14 protein-coding genes, 1 pseudogene and 1 riboswitch are annotated in these 13598 nt (G+C 56.8%); of the genes and pseudogenes, 6 read left to right on the top strand and 9 right to left on the bottom strand.

The features are described from left to right. Position 1 precedes the first annotated feature (1 nt). A complete protein-coding gene (locus tag H2O17_RS08715) occupies positions 2–1165 on the top strand; it encodes a hypothetical protein (protein ID WP_182049329.1) in 1164 nt (387 codons plus the stop codon). Between the two features lie 6 nt (positions 1166–1171). Next, on the top strand, positions 1172–1576 hold the full coding sequence (locus H2O17_RS08710) for an Imm70 family immunity protein (protein ID WP_182049328.1): 405 nt from the start codon (positions 1172–1174) through the stop codon (positions 1574–1576). A gap of 869 nt (positions 1577–2445) precedes the next feature. Here H2O17_RS08710 and H2O17_RS08705 read toward each other — a convergent pair. From H2O17_RS08705 to H2O17_RS08695, 3 genes are all read right to left on the bottom strand, one after another. Then, positions 2446–3432, bottom strand: a complete 987-nt coding sequence (locus H2O17_RS08705) for a quinone oxidoreductase family protein (protein ID WP_182049327.1) — start codon at positions 3430–3432, stop codon at positions 2446–2448. Positions 3433–3592: 160 nt separating this feature from the next. Continuing rightward, positions 3593–3964, bottom strand: coding sequence for an alpha/beta hydrolase (locus H2O17_RS08700; protein ID WP_220456743.1), 372 nt, complete (start codon positions 3962–3964; stop codon positions 3593–3595). A 166-nt stretch (positions 3965–4130) separates the two neighbouring features. Further along, positions 4131–4376 carry a carboxymuconolactone decarboxylase family protein gene (locus tag H2O17_RS08695; RefSeq protein ID WP_220456859.1) on the bottom strand — a complete coding sequence of 82 codons (246 nt, stop codon included), beginning with the start codon at positions 4374–4376 and terminating at the stop codon, positions 4131–4133. Between the two features lie 169 nt (positions 4377–4545). On the opposite strand from H2O17_RS08695, the gene H2O17_RS08690 reads away from it, so the two are divergent. Beyond that, a complete protein-coding gene (locus H2O17_RS08690) occupies positions 4546–4743 on the top strand; it encodes a hypothetical protein (RefSeq protein WP_182049326.1) in 198 nt (65 codons plus the stop codon). On the opposite strand, the gene H2O17_RS11815 is transcribed toward H2O17_RS08690, so the two are convergent. Beyond that, positions 4718–4993, bottom strand: a complete 276-nt coding sequence (locus tag H2O17_RS11815) for an FAD-dependent oxidoreductase (protein ID WP_425486311.1) — start codon at positions 4991–4993, stop codon at positions 4718–4720. The two genes, H2O17_RS08690 and H2O17_RS11815, sit on opposite strands and share 26 nt — an antisense overlap. Before the next feature lie 445 nt (positions 4994–5438). Here H2O17_RS11815 and H2O17_RS08680 point away from each other — a divergent pair, with 445 nt between their 5' ends. Beyond that, positions 5439–6005, top strand: a complete 567-nt coding sequence (locus tag H2O17_RS08680; RefSeq protein WP_182049325.1) for a CDP-alcohol phosphatidyltransferase family protein — start codon at positions 5439–5441, stop codon at positions 6003–6005. A 57-nt stretch (positions 6006–6062) separates the two neighbouring features. Continuing rightward, entirely contained in the window at positions 6063–6467 is a 405-nt protein-coding gene (locus tag H2O17_RS11530) for an arsenate reductase ArsC (RefSeq protein WP_188042578.1), read from the top strand. A gap of 68 nt (positions 6468–6535) precedes the next feature. Here H2O17_RS11530 and H2O17_RS11675 read toward each other — a convergent pair. Both H2O17_RS11675 and H2O17_RS08670 read right to left on the bottom strand, forming a co-directional pair. Beyond that, positions 6536–7060 (bottom strand): annotated as a pseudogene (locus H2O17_RS11675) (dihydrofolate reductase family protein); the annotation flags it as partial. Positions 7061–7203: 143 nt separating this feature from the next. Then, positions 7204–7596, bottom strand: a complete 393-nt coding sequence (locus tag H2O17_RS08670; RefSeq protein WP_182049323.1) for a winged helix-turn-helix transcriptional regulator — start codon at positions 7594–7596, stop codon at positions 7204–7206. 172 nt (positions 7597–7768) lie between these two features. Here H2O17_RS08670 and H2O17_RS08665 point away from each other — a divergent pair, with 172 nt between their 5' ends. Beyond that, on the top strand, positions 7769–8419 hold the full coding sequence (locus tag H2O17_RS08665) for an NAD(P)-dependent oxidoreductase (protein ID WP_182049322.1): 651 nt from the start codon (positions 7769–7771) through the stop codon (positions 8417–8419). A gap of 258 nt (positions 8420–8677) precedes the next feature. Here H2O17_RS08665 and eno read toward each other — a convergent pair whose 3' ends face one another. The 3 genes from eno to H2O17_RS08650 form a co-directional block, all read right to left on the bottom strand. Beyond that, positions 8678–9952 carry a phosphopyruvate hydratase gene (eno, locus tag H2O17_RS08660; protein ID WP_182049321.1) on the bottom strand — a complete coding sequence of 425 codons (1275 nt, stop codon included), beginning with the start codon at positions 9950–9952 and terminating at the stop codon, positions 8678–8680. A 55-nt stretch (positions 9953–10007) separates the two neighbouring features. Continuing rightward, a riboswitch (Fluoride riboswitch) is annotated at positions 10008–10081 on the bottom strand. 193 nt (positions 10082–10274) lie between these two features. Then, positions 10275–10649, bottom strand: coding sequence for a DUF2255 family protein (locus tag H2O17_RS08655; protein WP_182049320.1), 375 nt, complete (start codon positions 10647–10649; stop codon positions 10275–10277). Positions 10650–11107: 458 nt separating this feature from the next. After that, positions 11108–13378 (bottom strand): response regulator transcription factor, encoded by a 2271-nt coding sequence (locus tag H2O17_RS08650; RefSeq protein WP_182049319.1) that lies wholly within the window; start codon positions 13376–13378, stop codon positions 11108–11110. Between the last annotated feature and the right edge of the window lie 220 nt (positions 13379–13598).

Here is a 13598-nt window from a genome sequence, read left to right as displayed (position 1 = left end):
CATGAAGCGACTCTTGGCAATTCTCATCTGTTCAGCACTTCTGCTTTCAGGATGTTCAGATCACTCTGAGCCCGAGAGTGCACAATCGAGTTCGAGCACCGGTATTCGTGAGTCTGACGGCACCGCGCCGACTGCACCAGATTCTGACCTAGCCTTCGATAGCCTCGATGACCAAGATCTCTTGCAGTATGTTGAAGACACTGTCTATGCCTCAGCCATTGAGGGGTTGAGCAGTGACGACTACAAAGTTGAGCAGGTTGTGGCCACCTATGTCTCCAAGGATTACCTAGAGGAACTGAATTACAACACGCAGGAGAACATCTACTTCGGGTACAAGCTGTCAGAGATCGAGGCCCAATACGAAGGCACAAAGTACGTCTTCGCGCTCAACGCAGCCGGCGAAACCGAGGTCCGACCCTTTGAAGCCTATGACGGTACCTATGACCAAGTCCTCAAGGATGTTGCCATAGGTACCGGTGTCATTCTGGTCGTGGTAACAGTCTCTGTGATAGCGGGTACGATTGCCGCTCCAACTGGCGCAACAGTGAGTACGCTTTTTATGGCATCAGCAGTGACTGGCACCAAGTTCGCGCTTTCATCCGCTGCCCTTGGTGGGGCTGCGAGCGGGATCGTTGAAGGGTTTGAAACGCGAGATACTGAAGCCGCACTTAAGGCTGCAGCTTTGGGCGCTAGCGAGGGGTTCAAGTGGGGAGCCATCACAGGTGTCGTGGCTGGTGGTGCTACCAAAGTGCTAGGAATTAGCCGACCCGGGAAGCAGATAATCCGGACTCCAACGGAATCCGAGGAATATGCGCACAAGAAGTATGGCGGTGTCACGCAAAAATCGTACTTAGCTGGTAAGGAAGTTAGCTACGGGACTCCTGGTTCCACCAGGATAGATATCGAAGGAAACCTCAACGGTGTACCAGACGCAATTGAAGTTAAGAACTGGGATTTGAAGAATAATCTGAAGCAGTTGTCTGTGGAATTGAAACGGCAAGTCTCGCAGCGAACGATTGACCTTCCAGCAGGTGAAACCCAAAGAATCGCGCTCGATGTCGGAGGGAGAAACTACTCTCGAAAATTCTTGAAAGAGGTTAAGGACTTCCTTGTCTCAGAACTCGACCCGATCTACCCCAATATCCCTATTGATTTCCTGAGGTGACACACGATGTTACAGAGTTCTGATGACCGTCGCACTTTAGATGTCGGCGACGGCGATCTGACGTGGTCGGTTCTCTCTACCGTCGACACTCATTTGACTTATCTAGCGTCTTCGGTGCCATTGGCAGTTTCATTCTTGAAGACTGGCATTTGTTCAGCTGATAATGCACAGGAGACCGCGCGTCAGATCAACTTGATTAGGGATGCACTCACCCAGGTTCCGCCCGAACTTGCGGTCTACGACCAATCGGATCTCTCAAAGCAGGCGCCGTGGCTCGGGAGGCTCAGCCCAGTCATTACTTCTTGCGGCAATCTGTACATAACCCCGGATGGCAAGGACCTGCTCTTCGAGCTGGTGAGTATCCTTTCGTACGCGAGCATCCTTGGAGTCGATATAGTTACGGTCGGTTAGATACGATATTGATGAAGGTGGCAGCGAGGAGGAAGCCTGTTGCTCACACTGCCGCCGTCACTGAAGGGCTCCACAGAAGTGTCGATGTTGACGGCGCCTATTCGTTCTCATTACCAAGCACCCCGAGCATGATTGCTTGGAAGCCCTCTGGCGCACCGATCATCTCCATTCTCATCAAGTCATGAGGTGTTGCAATGATCTCTTGTGCCGGAGGCCAGCCCCGCAGCTAGCATGTTTCACGCAAACTTGCTGAGCGCACAGGCTTATCAGAACGTCAGGTTCGTAACTGGACTTGTGAGCGTCGTGAGGTCTACGTATCCCGCGCAGATGAGAAGCGCACTGGTGAAGACGAAAGGCGTAGTCGTCGAGACGGAAAAGCTATTCTTCCGTATCGACGACTAGTCATTTTCCGGTATCACTGTCTCTTATCTTGTCGTCTTTTCCGTAAATGGAGGAAAACAGCAAAGACAACTCCCGAAGATATCGCAAAAGCAAAATCCGCTACACCTCTATGACCAGCAATCCACAAGCCAGCAGCTACTATGACGGCGACGCATGCGCCACCCCCAACTGTTCGAGCGAACATTTGATCTTCTTCCAGCCAGCTGGCAAACACGATGTCGCTGTTTTGTGCTCCACATTACACGGGACTGCTGCATGGTTAAGTGGCATTTGGCTTGGCTAGTTTTTGCTGGCCTAGGAGGATGTTGTGATGTCTACTGCGTATCCAGAAGTGTTCCGCTAGGACGCGCTTCGGGTGGCCGCTGCCCGCGCACTCCGAGGCGGTTGAGTCCCCTCCCTTTCGGGCGGCGTCGTGGGGTCTCGCCTCATTCGCGAGGCCCGCTCGGGTACGGGTACGGGTGCGGGGCTCATTCAAAGACCAGGACGATCTTGCCAACTGTTTCTCCGGAGCGCAGCCGGTCCGTCGCCTGCTGGAAGCTGGTGACGTCCAGCTGGGAGTCGATGACCGGCGCGATGTCGCCGCGGGTGACCGCGGGCAGAACCTGATCGCGAAGCGCCTCTAGGATCGGAACGGTTTCCCAATCCCGGGAGAATCCGAACGAGACTCCGTGCACGGTCAGGTGCCGGTACGACAATGCGTCAAGGTTGATCGTCGAGACAGGTCCGTCGAGGCGGCCGATGTTCACCACGTGCCCATCGACAGCGGTCGCGGGCAGGCAATGGGCAAACGTATTACCGGCGACGTGGTCAAGGACCACATCCGCGCCCTTCCCGTCCGTCGCGGCCAGCGCCGCCTCGGTCAAGTCTTCCTCTCCGGTGACGATCACGGCGTCCGCGCCCAGGCTCATGAGGAGGTCCTTCTTGGCTGCGGTCCGAGTTGTCGCGACCACGCGCGAGGCCCCGAGGGTCTTGGCGATTTGGATGCCGATCATGCCGATTCCGGTGGTCGCGCCCGTAATGAGTACGCTCTGCCCAGACTTGTACTCTGCGACGCTGAGTGCGCCGAACTCGGTCAGCAACGCGGTCGGCAGCGCGCAGGCCACCTCCGGCGCAAGCCCGTCTGGACGCGGCAACACAAACCGGTGATCAGCGACTAGGTACTCGGCGAAGGCGGACGGGAATGTCCCCATCACAGCATCCCCGATTCTCCAGTCGCCAGCGTCCGGGCCGACGGCGGCGATCTCGCCGGCATATTCAAATCCAGCGATCGCCTCCTTGCCGGTTCCGCCCCTGCTGGGGTCTGCCTCGGCGAGCATGGGCAGGTCGGCATTGTTGGTGGCCGACGCCCTATTGCGGATGAGGACCTGCCCGGGCCCCGGAGTAGGGGTCGGCACCTCGTCAAGAATCCACTCGGGTCCCCTTCCGAGCAGGAGGGCTCTCATTGTATCGGTCATGGTCGGATGCTCCATTCGTACTCGTATGCATTGCGTGTTCGTCGTCGTCTCGTGACGACGACGTGGATCTCGTAGGCGCTCGATCGAGGCAGGTTTCTACGTGGACCAAAGGGGCATGTCGGATCCTTCCGTTGCTGCCGTCTTCACCAGTTACGTCGGCTCAGAGGTTCTCGGTAAAGAACGATGTGAGCTTGTCGAAGGGGATGAGGTCGATCTTGTCGTACAGTCCGACGTGGTTCGCGCCGGGCACGGTCAAGAGTTCCTTGGGTTCGGCGGCGGCGGCGTACACGTCCTCGCTGAAGTACAGCGAGTGGGCCTCGGCACCAGCGATGAGCAGGATGGGGCGGGGCGAGATCCATTCGATGTGCTCCAGCAGTGGGAAGTTCACGAATGACGGGGTACTGGTGATGGTGAACTGGCTGAGAGCGTTGTGGTGGTAGCCGCGAGGGGTGGAGTAGAACTCTCCGAACTCACGAGCGATCGGGTTGGTGTTCTCGTCAAAGCCGATCGCTCCGATCTTTTCGCGGTCCACGAACGCACGGGTTCCGAGGAAGTCGACGCCGGCGTGCGGGTGACGTTATCGTCGAGGTCGAAGATGTAGTTGTCCATGGTGTTTCTCTCTTCACGTTTTCGTGGATATTCGTTCGGTATGCGGGCTCGCGCCCACCACGGGGCAGCGGAGCTTGGCGATCCGGGTGTCAGTCGGTGTAGACATCCTTGGCCATGCTCATCGCGGCCCAGGGCTTGGGCCAGCCTGCGTAGAACGCGGCATGGGTGAGGATTTCGGCCATCTCTTCGGCGGTGACGCCATTGGCTTTGACCCGTTCGATATGGCTCTGTAGAGCGGGGGTGAGTACGCCGCCGGCCATTATCGCCGTCACTGTCACGATGCTGCGATCCCGCGCGGAAAGCTGGTCCTCGCGGGACCAGACCTGCCCGAACAGGACGTCGTCGTTGCTCTTCCTATTTCCAGCGTCTTTATCGTTGGTTCACTTATCGATAGTCCTGCGCGACGGGCGGTCTCACCAGAGGAAGGATTCATCCTAGGGGCGGATGCCTCCCCCTCACGCAACGGCGCTGTCCGGGACCATTGGGGACATAATGAACCCTGGCATGCGGCAGAACGAGTTCGGCACCTCCCTCACGGCTCGCTGTGGTTCTAAGGCGTCCACGCAACAATTCGACGATGCGACCGACGACGACGCGAGCAAGCGGCCGCATTCCTCCGGGAGCCGCGACGCATCCGGCTACCCGCTGTCGGAGTCAACGGCGCACTTCCTGGTGGTCATCTCCGGGCAAAGGAACGACTGAAGCCTTGTCCGGACCGAACGAGGCTTCGGGCTGACGCGAGGCGGTCTCTTTCGTAGGTGACCAACGCGTCGGAAACCTGATTGGGCCGAGCGTTTCGGAGGAAGTTAGCGAGGCTAGCTGCGTCGTCGAGGCTGGCAGCGAAGCCGCTGCCGGTCATCGGCGTTGGGACGTGCGCGGCGTTGCCCACCAAAGCGGTACGTCCGCGGACCAGCCGGTCAGGTACGTACTCGGCGATCGGGGTCGCGGTGATGGACCGGCAGTCTATTCAATAGGGGAGGACAGCACTTCGTTCGTTTACACTGTCGTGCTGACGTGTGACCAGCAACAGGAATATCGAGTGAGCCTTCAGAACGAGGATGGTGCGGAACTGGCATGGACGTCTGGGGCTTCATGTGGGGGCCCAGCGTTGGGAGTATTTACATCGCCTTCATTGACGGAACCGGCAACACAGGTTGTGGTTGGTGTCCCAGCTGAGACACAGACAGCTTTGGTTGTGTACGCCTCAGATTCTCAGTAAAAAGTCACCGTGAGAGAGGACGAGCGCATGAATCTTCGTTGCTCGTCGTCGGCTCAACTTGGTCCGCGTGCCCTTGAACGATCGCTCAGCATCGGCGCGCGGCTTCGACTCCAGCGTGGATGCCATGCTTGGAACACTTCTTGAGTAGGCTGTAGCCAGCCGAACGAAAGTGGAGAACATGGACAGGCAAGCGCTGAGTCGATCCGACTGGTTGACGGTACCGAACATCATCACCGTTGTGAGGCTCTTGCTGTTACTGCCTATCTGCTACCTCTTCACGGTTGATGGTGACCCAGTTCTTTCGGCAGTCCTGCTGGTTGTTTTTGGCGCAACCGATTGGTGTGATGGATTCATTGCCCGGAGATTCAATCAGGTCAGCAGAGTCGGGGAAGTTATCGACCCGATCGCGGACCGCTTGGGTGTGGCGCTGATCGCCGTCTTTCTTGTGGTGGGACAGCATATTCCTTCCTGGATCGGCTGGGTCATAGTCCTGACTGACCTGACGTTGGCGTTTATCTTTCTCATCTTCCGTGGCAAGTACCGGCCGGGCGTGAGTTATCTTGGCAAAGTCCGCACAGCAATTCTCATGACCGGGCTTCCCCTCATAGTGTTCGGACGAATAGAGGGGCTGGGCTTCCTCGGATCTATCGGCATGACGGCTGTTTCCGCCGGTGCCCTGCTGCATGCCATCGTGGGATGTACGTACGCTTGGGCGATGATCAGCTCGCGCTCGGAACAGGACTAGCAAGGTTTGGTTGGATATACTGCAAGAGCCAGATTCGCTCGGGAGAAGAGTTCGATCATGTCTGATACCAAACCTTCTGTGCTGTTTGTGTGCGTGCACAACGCCGGCCGCTCGCAGATGGCAGCTGGCTTTCTCCGGGATCTTGCGGGAGATGGCGTTGAGGTTCGTTCGGCCGGTTCGTTGCCTGCGGATCGCATCAACCCGATGGCTGTGGAAGCCATGAGAGAGGTTGGAATCGATATTACTGCTGAAGAGCCCAAGGTCCTCACCGCTGATGCTGTTCAGGCTTCAGATGTGGTAATTACGATGGGTTGCGGTGATACCTGCCCTATCTACCCCGGTAAGCGATACGAGGACTGGATTGTGGAGGATCCGGCGGGCCAAGGAATCGAGTTCGTGCGGCCGATCCGCGAGGAGATCCGAACGCGAGTCGAGAGGCTGATCGCTTCGTTCGAAGAGTGATCCCTTCTCATGTCGCTCGGTTTTGGCCTCCAGTTCACCCTGCCGTAGCGCACATACACAACGCCCATCTCGAGCGCGCGGACCTCAAGAAGTTCCAGATTGGCGCGGTTTCCTCCATGTGGAAAATAGGGGACACTGCCGCCAACCAGCACGGGATAGATCCTTAGCCGGTATTCGTCAATGAGCCCCAGCTCAACCGCCTGCGCTGCAAGTGTGGCTCCACCAATCGCAATATCGCCAGCGCCAGGTTCGGACCGAAGCCTTTCGATCTCCTGTGCCAGAGTGCCCGTAGCCAGCCTCGCATTGCCCGCAACCGATGTGAGGGAGTGCGAGAAGACGAGCTTCGGCAGACCGCGCCACAACCGCGCGAACTCTTGGGTGGAAAAGCCTAACGCGTCGTCGTCGGCGTCGTTCTCCCAAAACAGCATCGATTCGTATAGGCGACGGCCAAGGAGATGGACCGATGCTCTGCGTACCTCATCGGTGGCTAGGTTGAAGATCTGTTCGTTGGGTACGGACCACTGAAAATCGCCGTCGGGGCCGTAGATATAGCCATCCGCTGAGGCGGACATTGAGTATGTAACCTTGCGCATCGATCGTTCCTTTCAACCGAGCTTCACCTCTACATCAAACGACTCAGACGTACACCAGACCGTTCACACGTACACCAAACCGTTCACACGTACACCAGACCGTTCACACGTACACCAAACCACTCAGACGTGCACCAACCCGCTCACACGTTCGCGAGGATGGGCTCTGTGAGATCTTGCTTGGTGTTCCGGTTCCGGGCCGCAAGGACCTGAGACATGTTCGCCGTTGCCCACTCCTCGAGCGCTTTAAGCGGCTCGCGAAGCGTGAGCCCCAACGGTGTTAGTTCGTATTCAACTCGCGGTGGAACTTCTGCAAAAACAGTGCGAGTCACCAGCCCGTCATTCTCAAGTGCGCGCAAAGTCTGCGTGAGCATCTTCTGCGAGACGCCGTCCACTTGGCGAGCAATCTGTGAAAACCGGAGTGGTCCCGCCTGCAAAGTGCCAATGATAAGCACCGTCCACCGATCTCCGATGCGATCCAGAAGCTGGCGTGTGGGGCAATCCCTCACGTATGGATCCCATTGTGGTTCTGACATGTGACGTCTCCGTTACCTGATTGTGCCATGGTTACCAGAAAGTGCCTACTTACCAGCAGATGGTAACTCTTCTATGGTAACTAATGACGTCGTGAGAAGGAACCCTCGCTTAGCCGCTCGGTCGCTGAGATGCCCTTCCCGCACCCCACCAATCCGAACAAGGAGAATCAAAATGGCACGAATCGTCGTTCTGGGCGGAACCGGATACGCAGGCAGCAACATTGTGGCTGTGGCAGCAGGCAAAGGGCACGAAGTTGTTTCCTACAGCCGCACGCTTCCCGCAACTCGCGTTGAAGGCGTTAACTATCAAACCGGAGACGTCCTTGAATCCTCGCTACTTGAACAAGCGGTAGTGGGGGCCGACGTCGTCGTTTCCGCACTTTCGCCACGCGGAGCGCTTGAAGGCGCCGGCAAGCTTCGTTCAATCGAGGGTGAAGTGGCTGAGCTGGCAGCGAAGAACGGCGTGCGGTTCGGCGTTGTAGGTGGCGCCGGTTCACTGCTCGTTGCCGAAGGTGGCCCGAAGGTTGCGGAAACTGACGGTTTCCCGGATGGGTTCAAGGCGGAAGCGGCCGAACTCACCGGAGTGTTAGATGATCTGCGCGCAAGCGATGAATCGCTCGACTGGTTCTTCGTCAGCCCCGCAGGCGGTTTCGGTGCTTGGGTTCCTGGCGAAGCCACGGGTGTGTTCCGGGTGGGCGGCGATGTTCTGCTCGTTGACGCCAACGGCGATTCGAATATCTCTGGTGCGGACCTTGCGCTCGCGATCGTCAACGAAATCGAAACTCCGGCCCATCGCCGCGCACGATTCACCGTGGCGTACTGACCCTGGCGCGCGAGCTGATCTTTCGAGGCCACGCAGGCCTTTGGTGGTTAGCCGCTCAGCATCTACCTGTCTGCTGACGGATGCCGGCTGGGCCACCTACACCGCACTCTTCGATTGAGTACGCACGATTGTAGACGATTATGTACCTCTGCCCTCGGGTTGGCTCTGACTACTAACTCGAGGGCAGAGGCACCTTGCTGGCCAAGTCACCTAACGTGGCCGCGCCAGTTCACGTACCTAACGCGTGGCCGCGCCATCCTACTCACCTAATCCAAAAGGCAAGTCCTGGTGATTTGCGGCAATCTCAATCAATCGGTTGTATTTGGCAACACGTTCGCCGCGTGCGGGAGCCCCGGTCTTGATGTGCCCGCATCCTGTTGCAACTGCTAGGTCCGCAATAAACGTATCGGGGGTCTCGCCAGACCTGTGTGACATGAATTGGCGATACCCAGCTCCAGCGCACACCCTCATTGCTTCAAGAGTCTCAGAGACTGTGCCAATCTGATTGAGCTTAATGAGAGAAGCGTTGGCCACTCCCTTCGATATCCCTTCGGCAATGATCGCCGGATTTGTGCAGAATAGATCGTCTCCCACCAGCTCGATGCGGTCCCCAAGCCGATCTGTGAGGGCCTTCCAGCCATCCCAATCGTCTTGAGCAAGCCCATCCTCCAAGAGCCACACGGGATACTTCTCCACCATGAGCGCATATCTTTCGATCATGTCCTCGGAGCTGAACTCTTGCCCATTCACGCGATAAGTGCCATCGTTCTGGTGGAACTCTGAAGACGCCGGATCCATTGCGATAGCCACGCCATCCCTCCCGGCCGTGTATCCCGCATCCTCAATGGCTGCCACGAGTAACGCCAAGGCTTCCTCTGGTTCGTGCAGTGCCGGGGCGAATCCACCTTCGTCGCCCAACCCGGTGGCGAATCCGGAATCGGCGAGTCTCCGCCTGAGGCAACTATAGACTTCCGCGCCAGCGCGCACTGCTTCAGCTATATCCGGTGCGCCGACAGGCGATACCATGAACTCCTGGAAATCGAGCGGATTTGGCGCATGGACGCCGCCGTTCAGCACGTTGAAGCACGGAACGGGGAGGCGCCGGCCTTGGCCGCTGATTCGCGGTAGGTAATCCACGAGCTCCACCCCCGTAGCACCCGCGAGCGCCCTCGCGTATGCCATCGAGACGCCGAGTATGGCGTTTGCTCCTAGACGTGCTTTGTTGCTTGTTCCATCCAGATTTATCAGTGTCTGGTCTAGGTCTTCGAGCGACGCGAAATCTCTTCCGACGACGACGTCCGCGATCTCACCTTCTACGTTTGCCACGGCTTTCAAAACGCCAGCTCCGGCGTATCGCGCGGGATCGCCGTCGCGCAATTCCGTAGCTTCGCGCACACCGGTTGAGGCGCCGGAAGGAACTTGGGCTGTTGCTACGGAGCCATCATCAAGAATGAGCTTCACAGCGACGGTGGGGCGGGCCCTAGAGTCAAGTATCTCTAGGGCACTCACAGATTGAATGATGGGATGAGTCATCTCGCACTCTCTCTACATAGTGTGCGAGACGACGGCCTCATGCCACATCCACACACAGTGGATAGGCACCATCAGCCGTCTGGCGGTTCGGGCATGCAAGCCCCGGCGGGTTCCATCGCCGTGTGTCCAGCATACCGCTGCTGCAGCGTGGCGTTAACATGACGCATCATGTTAACGCCGAACCGTTCTACACAGAACATGCGTATGTAACGGGAATACTCGCCACTGTGCCACCACCTGTCGCGTATACACGGAACATGCACGCGCCTCAGTTCGAGTGAAATACAACCTCAAGGCACCCAGCGTTTCCTACCGCGTCCTGCTATCGCGGGGTGATTTCGACTGAGGCGGCCTTTGGGCCTGGCGCAACCATGAGTGGAAGGTAGGGGCTTCCCGCATACTTGGTGTTATAGGCGGCGTCGATGCGTAAGCCCAGTTGGTGCTCGTCAATAGGCGTGAACTCAACCTGGTATTCGTTACCAGCGGCGGTGATGATCCCGGCGCGCTGCGCAACTGCAGATGCGTACCAGCGCCCGTTGATACCGCTATATGCGCGAACGAACAGGCGCCTGTCAACTACCACCGACCAAATCCAAGTCAGTGTGCCGGGCGTGACTCCGTCGGCACGGTAGGGGGCGATGTGGAGATCGTCAGTTCGAGCGATCTTCTCGATTTGGTCGGTGTTCCACGAAGTCATGATTCTCCTTGTGAGATTGTAGTTGGATAGTTCGTGCAGCCTTGGTGCACAGCGTTCTTTCGTGAGCTGTGCGTTCGATCACCGGGAGGGCACTATGGCCATACGTGACGACTTCACGCATGGGAGCTCTTCCACGTTGCATTGAACTCCATACAACCATCCTGCAGCGCGGCACCGGAGCCGATACAGATCCTGCCAGTACCCCTTTACGTAATTCCCGCGGCCTAATGCATGAAGCATAAAGATGGAGCACAGGATCCGCGGTCACAAAGTCGCGGCAGAGCGCGCCAATTACTAGGCCAGGCATAACATCGTGCGCCATTCGCGAAGCAAGAAGTGTGGGAGCCGCCCGTTTGTTGGGAATCTAGATCTCGAAGAAGGAGCTTCTGCTCGGTGTGAACGCCATGTGCTGATCAACGAGGGGAGCTCGTGTTGCGCAGTGAAGCTGGATCGCGTGCCTAGAGAAGCTGTTGGCGCTCTGCGGCCGCAACTGCCTCCTGCCTGTCCTCAGCTCCAAGCTTCCTGAGAATGTGGCGCACCTGAGTGCGAACGGTGTTGATGCTGACCACCCGACGTTCGGCAATCTGAGCATTGGTCAAGCCACCGCGGATAAGAACCAGTACGGCGTGCTCTGAGTCTGTGAGGTTCGCTTTGACATACGACCGCTTGAAACGTGGATCTTTGCTGCAAACCTTCATGTAGTTCGCAATAACTGGTGGAAGGTCCTTGCGATGGGTGCACAGAAGTGTGAAGTCCTCGGCGCTGAGGAATCGGAACGCGAATCTGGCAAGGCCCAGATTATCTAGTTGCGTTAGCGAGGCGAGCTTCGCGTTTGAGGCACTGGTATTGCCCAGTTGGGCATGGGCTGCCGCAGCAAGGACTGCCTCAATTGCCTGTGTGCGCGGCATCTCTGGATGTGACGTCAAACGGGAGAGTTCACCCATCGCTCGGTCGGGGTTTTCCGTTGCAATACTGAGCACCGCAGATGCTACGATGGTAAACCAATCGTCAGGAACGGAAGTCTCAAGGACTTTGGCTGCTGAGGCATATTCACTGCGGGTTACGTATGCAAAACTCGCGGCCGCGGCTACAAAGGGGCTACAGCGCCAGTCAATCCAGTCATTTCGTTCCGCCTCAACGATTTCCGCAATTGTTGTACTCGGTAACAGGTGTGGATCGGTGATGGCTTGCAGCAGAATCACTAGGGCTCGCCGGGCCGTATTGAATATTTGGGATCCAAGTTCTCGGTAACGCGCCCTGGTGAGGTCCCTCGCGCCATCATTGTCGCCAATATCGACGTGAGCCATTGCAAGAATCCGGGCGTTTCCGAAGATCTCGTCTGTGTTCTCTAGGCTGCTTGTTCCAAACAATAGGTCAATAGCGTCCAAGAATGCGTGGTCGTAGTTTCTGGAATACCGAGGCTGGCGCAAGACTCTTCGTGCAAAGGGAATAATCTGGTGAAGATGAGCGTAATCGTCAAGTTGAGCGCACACCCAAATGGCAAGGAATAAATATGATTCGCATTCATCGATGAGCGATTCGTCGTTGAAGATCTGCGAATACAGTTCTGCTGTAGCATTGGGTCCAATTTGCCGCCAGAGTTCATGAATACTGTTGTAGGCACTATCCCGGTCTCCTATGAGAGTCTCAGCGATTACCCGCGCGACTGAGATGCGCAGAGACTCAATACTGTCAAGATCGTGTATGGGAGGCAGCTTTGCCTTTACACGCCTGAATGCTGCGCGAGACTCCCGAGTTGCCTGGCCAGGTGATCTATGTGCAACTGCGAGAAGAGAAAGAAAAGGGTGGTCCTGTACTTCGCGCAAAGCGATGCGTTGAATAACCGACTGGAGAAGAGGATCAGCCGTGAGCAGGTATTCGCGAAGATTCTTGGAAACAATCGTTTCGGCGTTCTCAAAGTCCGAAGCAATAAGCAGATAATACAGCTCCATTGACGTGTGACCAGCGGCAAGAGTCGCTTTGCGAAGATCTGCTTCCTCGATGGGGAATATAGATGGCAAAGGGGAGGTGACTAGATCCTGCCATATAGGTGGAGACCAATCAAACACGTGCTGCCCAGTGGAGTGTTCCACTGCAGGAGTTCCCATTGGAAGGTTCCTGAGCCGTAGAAAGTAGAAGTGTAGATGGCTGGCGTTTATCATCTCAGCATTGGCATGCACTCCGCTACGCCCCCTAAATGAGTGAAGCGCCCGCTCAAGGATTTGGGCGGAAAGACGGCGAAACCGGCTTGAAAGCGCAAGGGTTTGTAACATAATGCTTGTTTCCCACACCTGGCTTGGCACCAACCGAAGTGAGTCCAATGGCGCCAGATTCTGCGCAAAAGTGAACAGACGCCATTCAGAAGTACGATCCGTGGATAGTACTTCGTCAAACATCTGCCGGGCTACCAGTGGGTAGGCGAGAAGTTGGGTGCCGCAATCAGGCAGCTTTTCCAGTGCTAGGGCACCTGAAGCTGCTTCCGGAAAGTTGAGAATTGCCAACTCAGACAACTGGGAGGAACTGAATGCAAGGCCGTCTTCGTTTACCACCGAGAACTGAGGGAGTTTGTCAGTGTCAACAGGTGGATTATCGATGCTGGAAAGATAGACGCGTAGGCGTGGATTGCGCTCGGCTGCTTGGCGAATTGACTGCCAGAGTGGATCGTGTTCTGTGTAGATTACGTCGTCGATAAACAGTACACACGGATCCTTGTGGTCGGATGATTTCAAGATGCCAGATACGGTTTCGCGATCGACACTCCAGATAACACTGTTGCCCTCATCGTGAAAGCGTGTCCTAAGCTCTCTCAATGCGGTGGTTCGTCCCCATCCGGGCACTGCGCAGAAGGCGAGGAGCCTTGGAAAGTCGCTAAGGTCCGTGATATTGGCATACCTCTGCACTGTGTTCCAAGTGTTTCTACCGTTGTGCCAGATCCCAATTCGTCTGGGT

Origin of the sequence: Changpingibacter yushuensis (genome assembly GCF_014041995.1) — a bacterium.
GTDB lineage: Bacteria > Actinomycetota > Actinomycetes > Actinomycetales > Actinomycetaceae > Changpingibacter > Changpingibacter yushuensis.
The sequence above is the reverse complement of the archived record's forward strand: the minus strand, read 5'-3'. Positions and strand labels throughout refer to the sequence as shown.

Excerpts from the sequence above, each read along its gene's own strand:
- H2O17_RS08680 (WP_182049325.1), top strand. The coding sequence starts at position 5,439 with ATGGACAGGCAAGCGCTGAGTCGATCCGACTGGTTGACGGTACCGAAC.
- H2O17_RS08690 (WP_182049326.1), top strand. The coding sequence starts at position 4,546 with ATGCGGCAGAACGAGTTCGGCACCTCCCTCACGGCTCGCTGTGGTTCT.
- H2O17_RS08710 (WP_182049328.1), top strand. The coding sequence starts at position 1,172 with ATGTTACAGAGTTCTGATGACCGTCGCACTTTAGATGTCGGCGACGGC.
- H2O17_RS08665 (WP_182049322.1), top strand. The coding sequence starts at position 7,769 with ATGGCACGAATCGTCGTTCTGGGCGGAACCGGATACGCAGGCAGCAAC.
- H2O17_RS11530 (WP_188042578.1), top strand. The coding sequence starts at position 6,063 with ATGTCTGATACCAAACCTTCTGTGCTGTTTGTGTGCGTGCACAACGCC.
- H2O17_RS08715 (WP_182049329.1), top strand. The coding sequence starts at position 2 with ATGAAGCGACTCTTGGCAATTCTCATCTGTTCAGCACTTCTGCTTTCA.
- eno (WP_182049321.1), bottom strand. The coding sequence starts at position 9,952 with ATGACTCATCCCATCATTCAATCTGTGAGTGCCCTAGAGATACTTGAC.
- H2O17_RS08655 (WP_182049320.1), bottom strand. The coding sequence starts at position 10,649 with ATGACTTCGTGGAACACCGACCAAATCGAGAAGATCGCTCGAACTGAC.
- H2O17_RS08670 (WP_182049323.1), bottom strand. The coding sequence starts at position 7,596 with ATGTCAGAACCACAATGGGATCCATACGTGAGGGATTGCCCCACACGC.
- H2O17_RS08705 (WP_182049327.1), bottom strand. The coding sequence starts at position 3,432 with ATGACCGATACAATGAGAGCCCTCCTGCTCGGAAGGGGACCCGAGTGG.